The following is a 16,427-nucleotide window of genomic DNA, read 5'->3' as shown; positions in this document are numbered from 1 at the left end:
GCCCTGGCCCAGCGGGCAGGCCTCCATCTGCCGGTCGATCTCGGCGAAGGGATCGTCGGATATCTGCATGAAGACGCGCCCGATGAGGTTCACCACCAGCACGCGGGCACCTTTCCTCGTCTCGATGAGGGCCGAACCGCGACCCGGCGTGCCGCGCATGAAATTCGCGGGGCGGAGAAGCCGGTGCTCGCGCTCGATGAAGACAAGCGCCTCGCGCTGGTCCCAGGCATGGTTGCCGAGGGTCACGCAATCCGCGCCGGCATCGAGGATTTCGTTGCAGATCGCCTCCGTGATGCCGATGGTGCCGGCGGAATTCTCGCCGTTGATCACCACGCAATCGAGCTTCCAGCGCTCACGCAGCGAGGGGAGGTGCCGCTGGACCGCCTCGCGGCCGGGTTTGGCGACCACATCGCCGAGGAAGAGAATGCGCATGGGGAGCATGTTCCGATCAAGTGGACGCCGGTTGATCGCAGAAAATGCGACAATGAGCCAGGGAGTGTTTTCAAGCGAAGTGGGCACCGGTTCGCGTGAAGAAAACGCGACAGGACCAAGGACGGGGCAGTGTTTCGATCCGCTTCGATCGGAACACCGATCCCGGCCTCGAACAGCCGCTTTTCTTTTGCCGCACGCTTTTCTAAAAGCCCGTTCCAACCACGTGATCCACGAAGACGGGGCTCCGCCATGGCCGGCCATTCGCAATTCAAGAACATCATGCATCGCAAGGGCAAGCAGGATGCCGTGCGATCGAAGCTGTTCGGCAAGCTCGCGAAGGAAATCACGGTGGCGGCCAAGCTGGGTCTGCCCGATCCGAACATGAACCCGCGCCTGCGCATGGCCGTTCTCGCCGCGCGCGCCGAGAACATGCCGAAGGACAATATCGAGCGTGCCATCAAGAAGGCGACCGGCGGCGAGGCCGACAATTTCGAGGAAATCCGCTACGAGGGTCGCGGCCCCGGCGGCGTGATGCTGATCGTCGAGGCGCTGACGGATAACCGCAACCGCACCAGCGCGGCCGTGCGCTCCTATTTCACCAAGGCGGGCGGCGAACTCGGCGCCACGGGCTCGGCCACCTTCCAGTTCGACCGCATCGGCGAGATCACCTACCCCGCTTCAGCCGGCGACGGCGATACCGTCATGGAAGCCGCGATCGAGGCGGGTGCAGAGGATGTCGCCTCGGACGAGAACGGCCACACCATCACCTGTGCCTTCGCGGATCTCTCCGACGTGTCGAAAACGCTCGAAGCCAAGCTCGGCGCGCCCGCTTCCGCGAAAATCATCTGGAAGCCGCAGAACCACGTGCTGGTGGACGAGGAGAAGGCCCAGAGCGTGATGAAGCTTCTCGACAATCTCGACAACGACGATGATGTGCAGAACGTCTTCTCGAATTTCGAGGTTTCCGACGAGGTGATGGCGAAACTCACAGCCTGAGCGGCCCAGGCCTGATCTTCACCTTTCGTTCTCGCCCTGGCCGGCATAGAAACGGGCATGGCAAGCGCGAAGCGAATCATCGGCATCGATCCCGGCCTCCGGCATACGGGCTGGGGAATCGTTGCCATCGAGGGCACGCGTCTTTCCTACATCGCCTGTGGCGCCGTGGAGCCCTCGCCCAAGGCCGATCTCGCGGATCGCCTCGCGGCCATTCATGAAGGCCTCCTGCAGGTGATCCACGATCATCAGCCGCACGAGGCGGCCGTGGAGGAGACCTTCCTCAACAAGGACCCGCGCTCCACCCTCAAGCTTGGCGCGGCGCGCGGCGTTGCGATGCTGGTGCCGGCCCAGGCCGGGCTCCGTGTGGTGGAATATGCCCCGAACCAGGTGAAGAAGAGCGTCGTCGGCGCGGGCCATGCCGAGAAGGAGCAGATCCGCATGATGGTGAAGGTGTTGCTGCCGAAAGCGGAATTCCGCACCGATGACATGGCCGATGCGCTCGCCATCGCCATCTGCCACGCGCATCACCGGGGGCAGAAATGAGAATTGCCCCGGGCCTTGCGGCCAGCCTTGCCCTGATGGGTTCTGCGCTGGCCGCGCCGCAGAAGCCCGTGCCGGGGCGTTATGCGGTGGATGCCGCGAGCTGCGCCACGAAGGATTTCTTTCTTACCGTCAAGGCGAACGGTTTCGAATCGAGCGTGTTCTCCTGCGAGGGCCTGACACTTTATCTGCGCGGCGAAGCGGGTGATCGCACGCTCTGGCAGGTGGATGGCAGGCAATGCCGCGGCCTGCATGCCGGCTCGGGCGGGCCGAAACGCTTCCATATGGAGGTGCAGCCGAACCGCCTGCGCATCGCCTGGCCGGATGGCACCCCGGCCTCCACCTTCCTCCGCTGCTCCCCGTGAGGTGAATGGATGATCGGCAAGCTCAAAGGCATGATCGACAGCTACGGCGAGGAACATGTGATCCTCGACGTGCATGGCATCGGCTATCTGGTCCATTGCTCGTCCCGCACCTTGCAGGCGCTGCCGCAGGCGGGGGAAGCCGCGACGCTTTTCATCGAAACCATCGTGCGCGAGGACATGATCCGCCTCTTCGGCTTTGCGAGCGAAACCGAGAAAGCGTGGTTCAACATCCTTCTCGGCGTGCAGGGCGTGGGGCAGAAGGTGGCGCTCGCCATCCTCTCCACGCTGAAGCCCGGCGAACTCGCCAATGCCATCGCCATGAAGGACAAGGCGGCGATTGCCCGCACCTCCGGCGTCGGCCCGAAGCTCGCCGAACGCATCTGCGTGGAGTTGAAGGACAAGGCCCCGGCTTTTGGTTCGGTTGACCCGGCGGTGGTGAAACTTGCGGGCGAACTCGATGAAGGCCGCGCCAAGGGGCCGGTGAAAGATGCGATCTCGGCGCTGATCAATCTCGGCTATGGCCAGCCGCAGGCCGCCGCGGCGGTCGCGGGGGCCTCAAAAGCGCTCGGCGAAGGCGCGGAAACCAGCGCGCTCATCCGGCAGGGGCTCAGGGAGTTGGCGAAGTGAGTGATGCTAATGAAGCCATTTCACGAGAGCTTCGGATGCTCGCGACGGCAATTTCATTCTTCATGGGTGGTGAAAGATGCGCGATCGAATTGGAATTCGGGAGCTATCCGTCTCATAGTGTCGTAGGACCAGCTGTCATCAACTACGCGTTATCAATCGAGATATCGCTCAAATTGCTTGGCCTTCTGTCTAAATCAACGTCAGAAACACCAAAAAGTCATAACACATGGGAACTATACAAAAACATCAATGAGAAAACGAAAACAGCGATTCGTAATAGCTTTCGTAATTATTTTACGTTCGAAAATCTTGAGGAGGATATTAGAAATTCACTGATCCCTGACCCAAAAAAACCAAGAAGTTTGTTTGAAACATGGCGATATCACTTCGATTATGATCCACCTCCAACAAGTATCGGATTTCTCCAAGAGCTTGCTCGATCATGCCTAGATGTCCTAAAAAAGGACTTTTCAAGTCTTTATCAGGATTATGAAACAAAGAAACGACCGTTTTCACCTTGCGAATCGTGGTCTGAATTTCAAACGGGGCGCATTGAAATCCTACAGAACCCTGCCAGCCGCAATGATCATGGGAGTGATGCTGCGCTTTGGGATGACGTAATACGAACGGAACCCACCCTATGACCCGCCCAGGCCTCCTGAACCCAGAAAAGCGCGGCGATGATGTGGACACCACCATCCGCCCGTTGCAGCTTGGCGAATTCATCGGGCAAGCCCAGGCGCAGGAGAACCTGAAGGTCTTCATCGCCGCCGCGAAGGCGCGTGGCGAGGCGCTTGACCATGTGCTGTTCGTCGGCCCGCCGGGGCTTGGCAAAACCACGCTCGCGCAGATCGTCGCGCGCGAGCTTGGCGTCAATTTCCGCTCCACCTCCGGCCCGGTGATCGCCAAAGCGGGCGATCTGGCCGCCCAGCTCACCAACTTGGACGAGCGCGATGTGCTGTTCATCGACGAAATTCATCGCCTCAACCCGGCGGTGGAGGAAATCCTCTACCCCGCGATGGAGGATTACCAGCTCGATCTCATCATCGGCGAAGGCCCGGCCGCACGAAGCGTGAAGATCGACCTGCCGAAATTCACGCTCGTGGGCGCCACCACGCGCGCGGGGCTTCTCACCACCCCGCTGCGCGATCGCTTCGGCATTCCCGTGCGGCTCAATTTCTACACGGTGGAGGAACTCGAACTGATCGTCACGCGCGGCGCACGCGTGCTCGGCATCGGGATCGCGCCCGATGGCGCGAACGAAATCGCGCGGCGCGCGCGCGGCACCCCCCGCATAGCCGGGCGCTTGCTCAGACGCGTGCGCGATGTCGCGATCGTCGAAGGCGCGGACAAGGTCACGCGGCATATCGCCGACAAGGCCCTGACGATGCTCGATGTCGATTCCATCGGCCTCGATCTGATGGACCGGCGCTATCTGACGACGATCGCCGAGAAATTCTCCGGCGGTCCCGTGGGCATCGAAACCATGGCGGCCGCTCTCTCCGAGCCGCGCGATGCGGTCGAGGACATCATCGAACCCTACCTGCTCCAGCAGGGCTTCCTGCAGCGCACGCCGCGCGGCCGGCTTCTCACGGATGCAGCCTTCCGTCATTTGGGGATGACACCACCCGCCCGCCAGCCCGCGCAGTTCGGCCTGTTCGAGGGGGAGGAGGAGTGAATTTCGATCGCCGATCGTTCCTGAAGATTTTCCTTGGAGGAATTGGAACCTTTATTGCGGGTGTGGCTTACGCTGTCGGTTATGGCCCAATGCAGCGCCCAAATGTGACACGCTACAAACTCACGCCTGAGAATTGGCCGAAAGACATAAATTTAAAAATTGCAGTTATTGCTGACATTCACGCTTGCGATCCTTGGATGTCGTTGGATCGCATTCGCTCTATCGTTGAACAAACAAATAAACTCAATCCAGACCTTACAGTCCTGCTTGGCGACTATACTGCCGGAATGAAACGATGGCGGCTTGGAGAAATCCCTTCTTCGGAATGGGCTGCAGAACTCGCCCTGCTTAAGGCGCCCCTTGGTGTTCATGCCATCCTCGGCAACCACGATTGGTGGGATGACCGGGAGGCGCAGCGTCGGCAAGGCGGGCCAACGGTTGCTCAACGTGCGCTCGAAGCCGTTGGTATTCCTGTCTACTCAAATCGGGCTGTCAGACTGGCTCATCAAGGTCGTGGGTTTTGGCTTGCGGGTTTGGAAGATCAGCTTGCGATGCTGAACAGGACTGCGCCAGCTGGGAAGCGAGTTACAGGCCTGGATGATTTGCCGGGGCTCTTGCAACAGATTGCGACGGAAGATCCTATCATTTTGATCGCTCACGAGCCAGACATCATCCCGTCCATCCCCGAAAGAGTCTGTCTTACACTGTGTGGACACACGCATGGTGGTCAGGTCAATCTTTTTGGCTGGCGGCCGGCATCAGCTTCTCGCGGCAGCAAGAAGTTCCCCTATGGCCATTTTCAAATCGGCAAACGGGATGTTGTCGTTTCAGGTGGCTTGGGATGTAGCATATTGCCGATCCGTGTCGGCGTTCCGCCCGAAATTGTGATGGTTGAGATGGGCGCATGACAGCGACGCTCCCCATCCGCATCTATTACGAGGACACGGATTTCTCCGGCTTCGTTTATCACGCACGCTACCTTCACTTTTTCGAGCGGGCCCGGACGGAAGCCTTGCGGGATCTCGGTGTCGATCATCGCGCCCTGTTCGAGGCGGAGGGGGGGCCGTTCTTCTTCGTGGTGCGGCGGATGGAGATCGATTTCCGCTCGCCGGCCCGGATGGATGACGTCGTCACGGTCGAGACGCATGTCGCGGAGGTGGGTGCCGCGAGCCTGGTGATGAGGCAGAAACTGCTGCGCGGCGAGGCGCTTCTCTGTTCGGCGCGGGTGGAAATCGCGCATCTCGCTGGCGGCAAGCCCCGGAAATTCGGCGCGGATCTCCGTTCGAGACTTGATTTTCTAGCCAATCCTTAACCATAAACGGGGATGGATGAGGGGAGCCGGGCGGGAAGGCCTTCCGCGCGAAGCTTTCCCTGTGCTTGCCCCAGTTTGGTCCCAAACCGCGCGCATGGACCCCTGAACGGACCAAGCGGAACCGGGCCCTCGCCGGTTCGCGAAGGAAGGATAACGGAATGCCCGGCGCAGAAGCCCAAGTGGATCTCTCGCTCATTGCCCTCTTCATGCATGCTCACTTCATCGTGAAGCTGGTGATGATCGGGTTGGCCGTAGCGTCGGTATGGTCCTGGGCCATCATCATCAACAAATCGATCGCCATGCGCAGCATGGCGAAAAGCATGGATGAATTCGAGGACCGTTTCTGGTCTGGCCAGAGCCTTGATGAACTCTATCGCGGCCTCGTGAACAAGACGAATGACGGTTTTGCCGCCCTCTTCATCGCGGCCATGACCGAATGGCGCCGCGCCTTCGAGGGCTCGGGGCGCGGTTTCGCAAGCCTGCAAACCCGCATCGACAAGGTGCTCGATGTCTCGATTGCCCGCGAGGTGGAAAGGCTCGAATCGAAGCTGCTCGCGCTTGCGACCATCGCCTCCGTGGGGCCCTATATCGGCCTTTTCGGCACGGTCTTCGGCATCATGACGACTTTCCGCTCGATTGCCGCTTCGAAGAACACCTCGCTCGCGGTTGTCGCGCCGGGCATTGCGGAAGCGCTCTTCGCGACTGCCATAGCCTTGGCCGCCGCCATTCCGGCCAATATCTTCTACAACAAGTTCGTGCGCGATGCCGGAAAGATCCAGGGCCGGCTCGAAAGCTTCGCGGATGAATTCTCCGCGATCCTCTCGCGCCAGATCGACGAGCGCGCCGGCACGGTGCAGAACCGCGGCGCGGCCTGAGGAGGAAGGGCGATGGCTTCCGTTTCCATGCCCGGAGGGAAGAGGCGCAAGGGGCGCAAGGCCGCTCCCATGGCCGAACTCAACATGATCCCCTTCATCGACGTGATGCTGGTGCTGCTGGTGATCTTCATGGTCGCGGCACCCCTGCTCACGGTCGGCGTGCCGGTGGATCTGCCGAAGACCGGCGCGGCCCAGCTCAACATCGAGCAGAAGCCGATTGCCGTCACGATCGACGAACGCGGCAGGCTCTTCCTGCAGGAGAAGGAAGTGACGATCGAGCGCCTCATCCCGGAGATCCAGGCGATCGCGAAGGACGGCTTCGACGAGCGCATCTATATCCGGGGTGCGGCGCAGGTGAATTACGGTCGCGTGGCCGAGGTTCTCGCGGCGCTGAAAGCGGGCGGCTACGCGAAGACGGCCCTCATCAACCAGCCGCAGGAACGCAGGTAAGGGTTTCGCGAAGACATGGCGCGGAAGCTCGACACCCTCAGAAGCCTTCTCGACTGGCGCCAGCCGGGCGGGTTCGTCTCGGTCGCAGGGCATGCCGCCATGCTGATCGTGGGGCTGGCCGCGTTCTCTTCCGCCAAGCCCTTCACGCCCGCGCAGGAAGGTGTCGCGGTGGATGTCATCTCCGAACGTGAGTTCAACGAGATGATGAAGGGCGAAAAGAAGGGCGAGAAGAAGCCCGAGCCGCAGCCGCGCGCCGAAAGCGTCTCCGAGATCCGTCGGAACAATGACCCGGGCGAGGCGAAGAGGGATGTCGCGGCCGAACCGGTGAAGGCCGAGCCGCCGAAAGCCGAGGCGAAACCCGAGCCGCAGCGCCAGGTGGCGGCGCTGCCGCCTCCGCCCGTTCGCCCGCCCGAACCGAAGCCCGTCGCTCGTCCGCCGGAGCCCAAGCCCCAGCCGGAAGAACCGGAGGACGAGAAGGCCGAGCTCCCGACCCCGCCGAAGCGCCCCGAGCCGAAGCCCGAGCCGAAAAAGGAGGATCTCGCGAAACTCCTCGAGCAGAAGCAGATCGAGGAGAAGCGCCGCGAGGAGGCGAAAGCCGCCGAGGATCAGCGCAAGGCCGAGGAAAACCGGAAGGCCGAAGAGAAGAAGCGCGCGGATGAACGCGCCGCTGCCGAGCGCAGGACGCGCGAGGATCGCGAGAAGCGCGAGAAGGAAGCCGCCGAGGCCAGAAGGCTGGAGGACGCGATCCGCCAGCGGCTTCTCACGTCACGCGAGGCGCCCTCCTCCACCGGCGCCACGGGCGCGCAGGTAAGCCGGGAGGCAAGCCTTGGCACCGAGAACGCCACCGGAAGGCGGCTGTCGCCTTCGGAACGTTCGCAGCTGATCGGCCTGCTGACGGAGCAGATGAATCGCTGCCTCTCGATCCCGCCGGGGGCGATCCCGCATTCGAAGCCCATCGTGGCGCTTGCGCTTGGCCGCGACGGTTCGATCACCTCCGGCCCGACGCTCACCAACCCCATGAACGAGCCGGGCTACATGCCCTATGCGGAAGCCAATATGCGCGCCCTGCGCAATTGCGCACCCTTCAAGATCCCCGAGCGCTTCATGGCCACCTATGAAGACTGGAAATCGCTCCTCATCGGGTTCGACCCGAGCGAGATGCAGTGAACGAGCCAAACCATGCTGAACCCGCTTCGCCTTCTTCGCCCGCCGGGCTTCCGATTCCTTGGAATTGTGTCGGGTCTTGTTGCCTGTCTCACCATGCCGCTGGTGATCAGCGCCGGCGCGTTCGCCCAGGGCGCGGGCTGCAATGCCGGCACGCTCTGCATCGATATCAACCCGCGCAATTTCAAGCCGATGCCGATCGCCATCGTGGATTTTGTGGGCGAAGGTTTGCAGGGGCAGGAGGTTGCCGGCATCATCACCAACAATCTGAAGCGTTCCGGCGTGTTCGAACCGCTCGATCGCGCGCGCTTCCCCGAACAGAAAATCGCTTTTGATGCGACGCCGAATTTCGCCGCCTGGCAGGGCATTGGCGCGCAGGCGTTGCTGAACGGGCGCGTGGTGCGCGATGGCGGGCGGCTCGCTGTGGAATATCGCCTCTGGGAGGTCTCCACCGGCAAGGCCATTCTCGGCCAGCGCCATGGCGTGGACGCCGCCGCCTGGCGGCGCCTCGGGCATCTCGCATCGGATGCCGTGTTCGAGCGCATCACCGGCGAGACCGGCTTCTTCGATACCCGCATCGTCTTCGTTGACGAGACCGGTCCGAAGGACAAGCGCCGGAAGCGCCTCGCCATCATGGATCAGGACGGTGCGAATTTCCTGGCACTCTCCTCGGGCGAGGAACTGCTGGTCACCCCGCGCTATTCGCCGCGCGGCGATCGCGTGGCCTTCATGGCCTTCGGCGATGGCCGCCCGCGCGTGCAGGTCCTGGATCTCGGCACCGGCCAGCGCAACGTGATCGGGCAGGATGGCGTGATGAGCTTCGCGCCGCGTTTTGCGCCCAATGGCGGCACGCTGGCGATGTCGATCGAGAATAACGGGCAGGCGAATATCGTGGCGGTCGATCTTGGATCGCGCAGCCTGCGCCCGCTGACCGGGGGCGGCGCGATCGACACCTCGCCCTCCTTTTCACCCGATGGCAGCCAGATCGTCTTCGAAAGCGATCGGGGCGGCGGCCAGCAGCTCTACGTGATGGATGCGAATGGCGGCGGCGCGCGGCGCATCTCCTTCGGCGAGGGGCGCTATTCCACGCCGGTCTGGTCACCGAAAGGCGATCTGATCGCCTTTACGAAGCAGCGCGGCGGAAATTTCGCCATCGGCATCATGAAGCCGGATGGCTCGGGCGAGCGCATCCTCACGGAAGGCTTTCACAATGAAGGGCCGAGCTGGGCGCCGAACGGGCGCTACATCGTGTTCTTCCGCGAGAGCGGCGCGGGCGCGAAGCTCCATATGGTGGATATTACGGGCCGGGTGGATGTTCCGATCCCCACGCCGAATTTCGCCTCCGATCCCGCCTGGTCGCCGCTGCGTTCGGCCCGATGAGCGAGGCGCTCAAGGCCACGCTTCTGCCCGGCGGCGCGATGCGGCCGGCGTGACGTAAGGTTGCAATATCAACACTTCGTTCACCTTCTGCCGCAAAGTCGCCCGGTTGAGCCCGTCTGAAAGTGTTTCATTAGGCTAAACAGAAGCTTTCGTTAATCCGCGCGCCTTTTAGGTAATCGCGAAAATGCGAAGGGTTCGGGCGGGCCAGTCGCGCGGCGATGCCGCTCACGGGCCACTAGCGCGGCGATGCCGCTTACGGGCAAGTAGCGCGGCGATGCCGCTCAATGGAGTAACTTGGATGACAATGGATTTCTCGCGCCTCGCGCGTGTCTTCGTGGTGGTGGCGCTGACAGCCTTCGTGGCAGCCTGTGGCTCGAACTCGACGACCGATCCGAATGCGGCGGGCCTCAGTGGCGCCGGCACCCCAGGTTCGGTGGCGGAGTTCCAGTCGGCCTCCGTGGGCGACCGGGTATTCTTCGATACCGATTCCTCCGAAATCAACGCGCAGGGTCAGGCCGTTCTGGAGCGGCAGGCCTCCTGGCTCAAACGCTACACGCGCTATTCCTTCACGCTCGAGGGTCATGCCGACGAACGCGGCACCCGCGAATACAATTTCGCGCTGGGCGCCCGGCGCGCCGAGGCCGTGAAGAACTATCTTGTGGCCCGCGGCATTTCGGCGTCGCGCATCCGCACCATCTCCTATGGCAAGGAGCGCCCGGTCGCGACCTGCGACGATATTTCCTGCTGGTCGCAGAATCGCCGCGTTCAAACCGTTCTTTCGGGCGGTTGATCACGTCGGACACCCCGTGCCCGGCGTGAATGCCGGGCAGCAATCGGGTAGGATCAGATCATCATGATGCGGTGGATTCGCAAGATCGCGCTGAGCCTGGGCCTCCTTCTGGGGGCCTTTGGCGTTCCGGCTTTTGCGCAGGATGCCGCCGAGATGCTGCTGCGCCTCGATCGGCTGGAAAGCGAAAACCGTCGCCTCAATGGGCAGATCGAGGAGATGTCCTTCCAGACGCGCCGTCTGGAAGATCAACTGAAGCGCCTGCAGGCCGATACCGATCTGCGCTTCCGCGACCTCGAACAGGGCCGCGGCAATCCACCCCGCGCGGCAGCGCCCGCGACTCTCGGCCCGGCGGCCACGCCGCCGGCAGGCCGCCGGCAGGATGCCTTCGATCCGGCAACGAGCCCGGCCGCTCCGGGCGGGCCGCGCCCTCTCACGCCGGGCCCGCCCGGCGCGGGCGATATCAGCGCGCCGCTTGATGTGACACGCAATCCGCGCGCTTCAGTCGCGCCCCAGCCCGTCACCGGCGCGTCGGGCGATCCGCGCGTTGATTTCGAGGCCGCTCGCGCCTTGCTCGAACAAGGCAGCCATGCCGAGGCGGAAGGCGCTTTCCGCGAATTCCTTCGCGCCCACCCGCGCGATCGCCGCACGGCGGATGCGACGTTCCTCCTCGGCGAGAGCTATCTCTTTCGCACTCGCTATCGCGAGGCGGCCGAGCAATATCTGAATGTCACGACGAAATTCCCCAAGGCGGGCCGTGCGCCGGAAGCAATGCTGAAGCTCGGTATCGCCTTGCGTGGACTCGGGGCGAAATCCGAGGCTTGCGGGACCTTCAACCAGTTACCCGTCAAATACCCGGATGCCTCCGCGGCCATTCGGGCAGCCGTCGAGCGGGAAAAGGTTCGGGCGCAATGCTGAGAATGCCGCCGGACAAGGGTGACGAGCCCCCTCCCGACAGCCTTCCGCTGATTCCCGAAGAGGCGCTGGCCCTGTTCCTCGGCGCTCTGGGCAATGACGAGACCAAGGGCTTGCTGCTCGCGGTTTCCGGCGGGCCGGATTCCATCGCCATGCTCGGCCTCGCGGCGGCTGTCCGGGCCTGCCTCCCGCCGCTGGCTGTCGCGACCGTTGACCATGGGCTGAGACCCGAAGCGGCCGAAGAGGCGAAGATGGTCGCCGGCCTCTGCAAGGAACTGCAGATCCCGCATCGCACGCTTCTCTGGTTGGATCGTCCGGCGGCTCCCTTCAGCCAGGAGGCCGCCCGCCAGGGGCGTTACGCGCTGCTGCTCGGCCATGCCCGCGCCATTGAGGCGAGCCATATCGTGACCGCTCACACGCTAGACGACCAGGCGGAAACCGTTCTGATGCGCATGGCGAGCGGCACCGGCCTTGGCGGCCTTGGCGCCATGCGCCCCAACGTGAGGCGCGGCCATATCGGCCATCTGCGCCCGTTCCTCGATGTGCCGAAGTCTCGCGTGCTTGCGACCTGCGACCTGCATGGCTGGCATTTCGCACAGGACGCCTCCAATCACGACGGGCGCTACAAGCGGGTTCGCCTGCGCGCCCTGATGCCCGTTCTTGCCCAGGAGGGGCTGACACCGGAGCGCCTTGGCAAGCTGGCCGCCCGGGCGCGTCGCACCGAGGATGCGATCGAGCATGTGGTCGAGCGCATGCTGGATGCATGCGTGATCCGCCATGCCCCCGATGGCGGCACCATGCGCCTCAAGGCCGAACCTTTCTGCACCGAGCCGTTCGAGATCGCGATGCGCATGTTGCGCCGCTCGATGTTCGCGATCGCCGGCCGCGAAAACATGGATGCGCAAATCCCGCTTGCGAAGCTGGAAATGCTGATGCGCAACCTGCGCATGGCGATCCGCGACCAGCGGCCGTTCCGCTCCACGCTGGCCTGGGCCGTGGTGGCTCATGCCAACGCGCTGATCGAAGTGCGCTCGGCGCCGCCACGCCGCGGATCGAATAAAGGAAACGCGTTGCAATCGCGCGGTGCCTTGGCAATCGCGCCCGACGTTTCTAAATAGAGTGATACGAAGTCCGCTCTTTAGCCGCATGGCGAGAGCAGCTGCCCTTACGAACGCGGATTGAGCGAAAGCCAGAGCCCGATGAACCCCAATGTCCGGAATATCGCCCTGTGGGCGATCATCCTCCTTCTCGTACTCGCCCTTGCCTCGGTCTTCCAGAGCCCGGCGAGCCGGCAGGGGGGGCAGGAGCTGCCCTATTCGGCCTTCCTCGATGAGGTGGAAAAGGGCCGTGTCGAGCGCATTACCGTGACCGGTGGCGAGATCCAGGGCACTTTCCGCGACACGCAGCAGGGCTTCGTGACGCTGGGGCCAGTGGATACGCGCCTGATCGAGAAGCTGCGCGAGAAGAACGTGACCACGGCGTTCCGTTCGCCCAATGCCGACAATCCCTGGTATATCGGCTTCCTGCTCAACTGGCTGCCGATCATCGCGTTCATCGCGATCTGGATCTACATGTCCCGCCAGATGCAAAACGGCGCCGGCCGGGCCATGGGCTTCGGAAAATCGCGCGCGCGCCTCCTCACCGAGGCGCATGGCCGCGTGACCTTCGATGATGTCGCGGGCATCGACGAGGCGAAGGAAGACCTGCAGGAAATCGTGGAATTCCTGCGCGATCCGCAGAAGTTCCAGCGTCTCGGCGGTCGCATTCCGCGCGGCGTATTGCTCGTTGGCCCTCCGGGCACCGGCAAGACGCTCACGGCCCGCGCGGTCGCGGGGGAGGCGAATGTGCCGTTCTTCACGATTTCCGGCTCGGATTTCGTGGAAATGTTTGTCGGCGTGGGTGCATCCCGTGTCCGTGACATGTTCGCGGAAGCCAAGAAGAACGCGCCCTGCATCATCTTCATCGATGAAATCGACGCGGTCGGTCGTCATCGCGGCGCCGGCCACGGCGGCGGCTAGGACGAGCGCGAGCAGACGCGGAACCAGCACCTGGTGGCGATGGCCGGCTGCTAGGCCAATGAAGGCATCATCATCATCGCCGCCACCAACCGGCCAGACGTGCTCGACCCCGCGCTTCTGCGCCCGGGCCGCTTCGACCGGCAGATCGTGGTGCCGCTGCCGGATGTGAATGGCCGCGACAAGATCCTCAAGGTGCATGCCCGCAAGGTGCCGCTGGCCCCGGATGTGGACCTGCACGTGCTGGCGCGCGGCACGCCCGGCTTTTCGGGCGCCGACCTGATGAACCTCGTGAACGAGGCCGCGCTGATGGCAGCCCGCCGCAATCGCCGCCTCGTGACCATGAAGGAATTCGAGGATGCGAAGGACAAGGTCATGATGGGCGCCGAGCGCAAATCCATGGCCATGTCCGAGGACGAGAAGAAGCTCACCGCCTATCACGAGGCGGGCCATGCGATCATCGCCCTGAAGCTCGCGGGCCTTGATCCGATCCACAAGGCGACGATCATCCCGCGTGGCCGCGCGCTCGGCATGGTGATGACCCTGCCGGAAAGCGACCGCTACTCCTTCTCGCGCGAGAAGGCCGTGGCCCGGCTCGCCATGCTGTTCGGCGGCCGCGAGGCGGAAATCACTACCTTCGGCCCGGAAAAGGTGACGAGCGGCGCATCGGGCGACATCCAGATGGCCACACAGCTGGCCCGCTCCATGGTGATGGAATGGGGCATGAGCGAGAGGCTTGGCCGCGTCCGCTACGCCTCGAACCAGCAGGAGGTCTTCCTCGGCCACTCGGTGGCGCAGACCACCAACATGTCGGATGAAACCGCCAAGCTGATCGACCAGGAAGTGCGCAAGCTCATCGAGGATGGCGAGACGACGGCACGCAAGATCATCCAGGAAAACAAGGATGATTTCGAAGCAGTGGCGCAGGCCCTGCTTGAGTTCGAGACCCTGACGGGCGACGAGCTCCGCGACCTGATGAAGGGCAAGCGCCCCGACCGGCAGGACCCGGACGAGCCCAAGACCCCCCGCGGTTCGGCCGTGCCCTCCACGGGCAAGCACAAGCCGCAGGCGCCGGATGGGGGCATGGAGCCTGCCCCGCAAGGGTGAGGGCCAAGCTCTTCCGGATAACATTGCCTTGGGCAGGCCAGCGTGGCCGACTTGAAACTCTGCCGCGCTTGGGGCACGCCCGAAGACTGAAAAAAGGCCGGGCCGGGCATCCGGCGACGGGGAAACCGCACATGGCACGCAAGTATTTCGGCACCGATGGCATTCGTGGCCGGGCGAATGGCAAGATCACGCCCGAACTCGCCCTCAAGGTCGGGCAGGCGGCAGGCCTCGTCTTCAAGCGGGGCGAACACCGGCATCGCGTGCTGATCGGCAAGGATACGCGCCTCTCCGGCTACATGATCGAATATGCGCTCGTGGCTGGCTTCACCTCCATCGGCATGGATGTGATGCTCACGGGCCCGATCCCCACACCCGGCATGGCCATGCTCACACGTTCCATGCGCTGCGATATCGGCGTGATGATCTCCGCCTCGCACAATGCCTACGAGGATAACGGCATCAAGCTGTTCGGCCCGGATGGCTACAAGCTGTCGGATGTCGTGGAACTCGCGATCGAGGAACTGCTCGAAGCCGATCTGTCCAACCGGCTCGCCGGCTCGGGGCAGATCGGCCGCGCAAGGCGCATCGATGACGCGCAGGCGCGCTATATCGAATTCGCCAAACGCACCCTGCCCCGCAACATGGAGCTGGACGGGCTGCGCATCGTGATCGATTGCGCAAACGGCGCAGGCTACAAGGTCGCGCCGCAAGCCCTCTGGGAACTGGGCGCAGAAGTCATCCCGATGGGTGTCGAGCCCGATGGCTTCAACATCAACCGCGATCTCGGCTCCACCGCTCCGCATGCGCTGCAGCAGAAGGTGCGCGAGATGCGCGCCGATATCGGCATCGCGCTCGATGGCGATGCGGATCGTGTCATCCTCGTGGACGAGAAGGGCCATGTGGTGGATGGCGACCAGCTGATGGCCGTCATCACAGAGAGCTGGCACCAGGATGGACGCCTCTCGAAGCCGGGCCTCGTGGCCACGATCATGTCCAATCTCGGGCTCGAGCGGCATCTCGAAGGCCTGGGCCTCAGCCTCGCGCGCACCACCGTCGGCGATCGCTATGTGCTGGAGCACATGCGCGAGCATGGCTTCAATGTTGGCGGGGAGCAATCCGGCCACATCATCCTCTCGGATTACTCCACCACCGGTGACGGCCTGATCGCGGCGCTTCAAGTGCTGGCCGTGGTGCAGAAGGAAGGCCGCCCGGTGAGCGAGGTCTGCCGGCGCTTCGAGCCGCTGCCGCAGATCCTGAAGAACGTGAAGACCGCTGGCGGACAACCGCTGAAGGATGCGGGCGTTTCCGCGGCCATCGAGACGATCCGCGCGAGCCTCGGCAAGGGAGGTCGCCTCGTGATCCGGCCTTCGGGCACCGAGCCGGTGATCCGCGTGATGGCCGAGGGCGATGATCGCGACCTGGTCGCGCGCGTGGTCGATGACGTCTGCGCGGTGATTGCGAAGGCAGCCTGATCGACCTTGCCCATCGCCCCACACCCGGCTTTCGAAAAGGGCAACCGAAAGAGGTCTCCTGGGAGCGCGTCGATCCTTTACCCTTTGTTAGGGTTAATTTTTAGGGTTAATCGGCCCTTAACCGTTTTCCGGCAATTTTTCTTCGTCTGATTCCTGTGGCCACGTCTGTGCGCATCGCGTGGCGGATCGAAAACGAAGGAAAGTACCATGCTGCGCCTCACGACGCTCCGCCTCGCTGGCCTGGCCGCCGCGCTTTCGGGCGGAACGGCTTTCGCGGCCGACATCAATCTGGGCTGGCGGGGGGGCCAGCAT

General features: G+C 63.4%; 17 protein-coding genes and 1 pseudogene. 17 read left to right on the top strand and 1 reads right to left on the bottom strand.

The genetic code is table 11. The annotated features are described in order from the left end of the window. On the bottom strand, positions 1 to 432 hold a 432-nt coding region (locus tag ACKODO_RS05755), incomplete at its 3' end, for a YmdB family metallophosphoesterase (RefSeq protein ID WP_408982496.1). A gap of 249 nt (positions 433 to 681) precedes the next feature. On the opposite strand from ACKODO_RS05755, the gene ACKODO_RS05750 reads away from it, so the two are divergent. The 17 genes and pseudogenes from ACKODO_RS05750 (at position 682) to glmM (ending at position 16,115) form a co-directional block, all read left to right on the top strand. Then, positions 682 to 1,428 (top strand): YebC/PmpR family DNA-binding transcriptional regulator, encoded by a 747-nt coding sequence (locus tag ACKODO_RS05750; RefSeq protein ID WP_408982495.1) that lies wholly within the window; start codon positions 682 to 684, stop codon positions 1,426 to 1,428. 57 nt (positions 1,429 to 1,485) lie between these two features. Next, entirely contained in the window at positions 1,486 to 1,971 is a 486-nt protein-coding gene (ruvC, locus tag ACKODO_RS05745) for a crossover junction endodeoxyribonuclease RuvC (protein ID WP_408982494.1), read from the top strand. Next, positions 1,968 to 2,333, top strand: coding sequence for a hypothetical protein (locus tag ACKODO_RS05740; protein ID WP_408982493.1), 366 nt, complete (start codon positions 1,968 to 1,970; stop codon positions 2,331 to 2,333). The genes ruvC and ACKODO_RS05740 overlap by 4 nt, the downstream gene beginning before the upstream one ends. A gap of 9 nt (positions 2,334 to 2,342) precedes the next feature. Further along, positions 2,343 to 2,960, top strand: a complete 618-nt coding sequence (gene ruvA / locus ACKODO_RS05735; RefSeq protein ID WP_408982492.1) for a Holliday junction branch migration protein RuvA — start codon at positions 2,343 to 2,345, stop codon at positions 2,958 to 2,960. Beyond that, positions 2,957 to 3,604 (top strand): hypothetical protein, encoded by a 648-nt coding sequence (locus ACKODO_RS05730; RefSeq protein ID WP_408982491.1) that lies wholly within the window; start codon positions 2,957 to 2,959, stop codon positions 3,602 to 3,604. The genes ruvA and ACKODO_RS05730 overlap by 4 nt, the downstream gene beginning before the upstream one ends. Next, positions 3,601 to 4,638: a Holliday junction branch migration DNA helicase RuvB gene (ruvB, locus tag ACKODO_RS05725; RefSeq protein ID WP_408982490.1), complete on the top strand. Its 1,038-nt coding sequence runs from the start codon at positions 3,601 to 3,603 to the stop codon at positions 4,636 to 4,638. Before ACKODO_RS05730 ends, ruvB begins: the two co-directional genes overlap by 4 nt. Continuing rightward, positions 4,635 to 5,546 carry a metallophosphoesterase gene (locus ACKODO_RS05720; protein WP_408982489.1) on the top strand — a complete coding sequence of 304 codons (912 nt, stop codon included), beginning with the start codon at positions 4,635 to 4,637 and terminating at the stop codon, positions 5,544 to 5,546. Before ruvB ends, ACKODO_RS05720 begins: the two co-directional genes overlap by 4 nt. After that, entirely contained in the window at positions 5,543 to 5,950 is a 408-nt protein-coding gene (ybgC, locus tag ACKODO_RS05715; RefSeq protein WP_408982488.1) for a tol-pal system-associated acyl-CoA thioesterase, read from the top strand. The genes ACKODO_RS05720 and ybgC overlap by 4 nt, the downstream gene beginning before the upstream one ends. Before the next feature lie 158 nt (positions 5,951 to 6,108). Then, positions 6,109 to 6,825: a protein TolQ gene (gene tolQ / locus ACKODO_RS05710; protein WP_408982487.1), complete on the top strand. Its 717-nt coding sequence runs from the start codon at positions 6,109 to 6,111 to the stop codon at positions 6,823 to 6,825. Positions 6,826 to 6,837: 12 nt separating this feature from the next. Then, on the top strand, positions 6,838 to 7,275 hold the full coding sequence (locus ACKODO_RS05705) for an ExbD/TolR family protein (RefSeq protein WP_408982486.1): 438 nt from the start codon (positions 6,838 to 6,840) through the stop codon (positions 7,273 to 7,275). Positions 7,276 to 7,290: 15 nt separating this feature from the next. Next, positions 7,291 to 8,442 (top strand): hypothetical protein, encoded by a 1,152-nt coding sequence (locus ACKODO_RS05700; protein ID WP_408982485.1) that lies wholly within the window; start codon positions 7,291 to 7,293, stop codon positions 8,440 to 8,442. 12 nt (positions 8,443 to 8,454) lie between these two features. Next, the gene (gene tolB, locus ACKODO_RS05695; RefSeq protein ID WP_408982484.1) at positions 8,455 to 9,819 is read left to right on the top strand and encodes a Tol-Pal system beta propeller repeat protein TolB; all 1,365 of its coding nucleotides are present in this window, start codon (positions 8,455 to 8,457) and stop codon (positions 9,817 to 9,819) included. Positions 9,820 to 10,123: 304 nt separating this feature from the next. Beyond that, entirely contained in the window at positions 10,124 to 10,609 is a 486-nt protein-coding gene (gene pal / locus ACKODO_RS05690) for a peptidoglycan-associated lipoprotein Pal (protein WP_408982497.1), read from the top strand. Between the two features lie 63 nt (positions 10,610 to 10,672). Then, positions 10,673 to 11,524 (top strand): tol-pal system protein YbgF, encoded by an 852-nt coding sequence (gene ybgF / locus ACKODO_RS05685; RefSeq protein ID WP_408982483.1) that lies wholly within the window; start codon positions 10,673 to 10,675, stop codon positions 11,522 to 11,524. Next, positions 11,518 to 12,639 (top strand): tRNA lysidine(34) synthetase TilS, encoded by a 1,122-nt coding sequence (gene tilS, locus ACKODO_RS05680; protein ID WP_408982482.1) that lies wholly within the window; start codon positions 11,518 to 11,520, stop codon positions 12,637 to 12,639. The genes ybgF and tilS overlap by 7 nt, the downstream gene beginning before the upstream one ends. An 81-nt stretch (positions 12,640 to 12,720) precedes the next feature. Continuing rightward, a pseudogene (gene ftsH, locus ACKODO_RS05675) lies at positions 12,721 to 14,643 on the top strand (ATP-dependent zinc metalloprotease FtsH). Between the two features lie 131 nt (positions 14,644 to 14,774). Beyond that, positions 14,775 to 16,115 carry a phosphoglucosamine mutase gene (glmM, locus tag ACKODO_RS05670; RefSeq protein WP_408982481.1) on the top strand — a complete coding sequence of 447 codons (1,341 nt, stop codon included), beginning with the start codon at positions 14,775 to 14,777 and terminating at the stop codon, positions 16,113 to 16,115. Positions 16,116 to 16,427: the final 312 nt, after the last annotated feature.

The sequence above is a fragment of the Rhabdaerophilum sp. genome, assembly GCF_046092605.1.
GTDB lineage: Bacteria > Pseudomonadota > Alphaproteobacteria > Rhizobiales > Beijerinckiaceae > Rhabdaerophilum.
The sequence above is the reverse complement of the archived record's forward strand: the minus strand, read 5'-3'. Positions and strand labels throughout refer to the sequence as shown.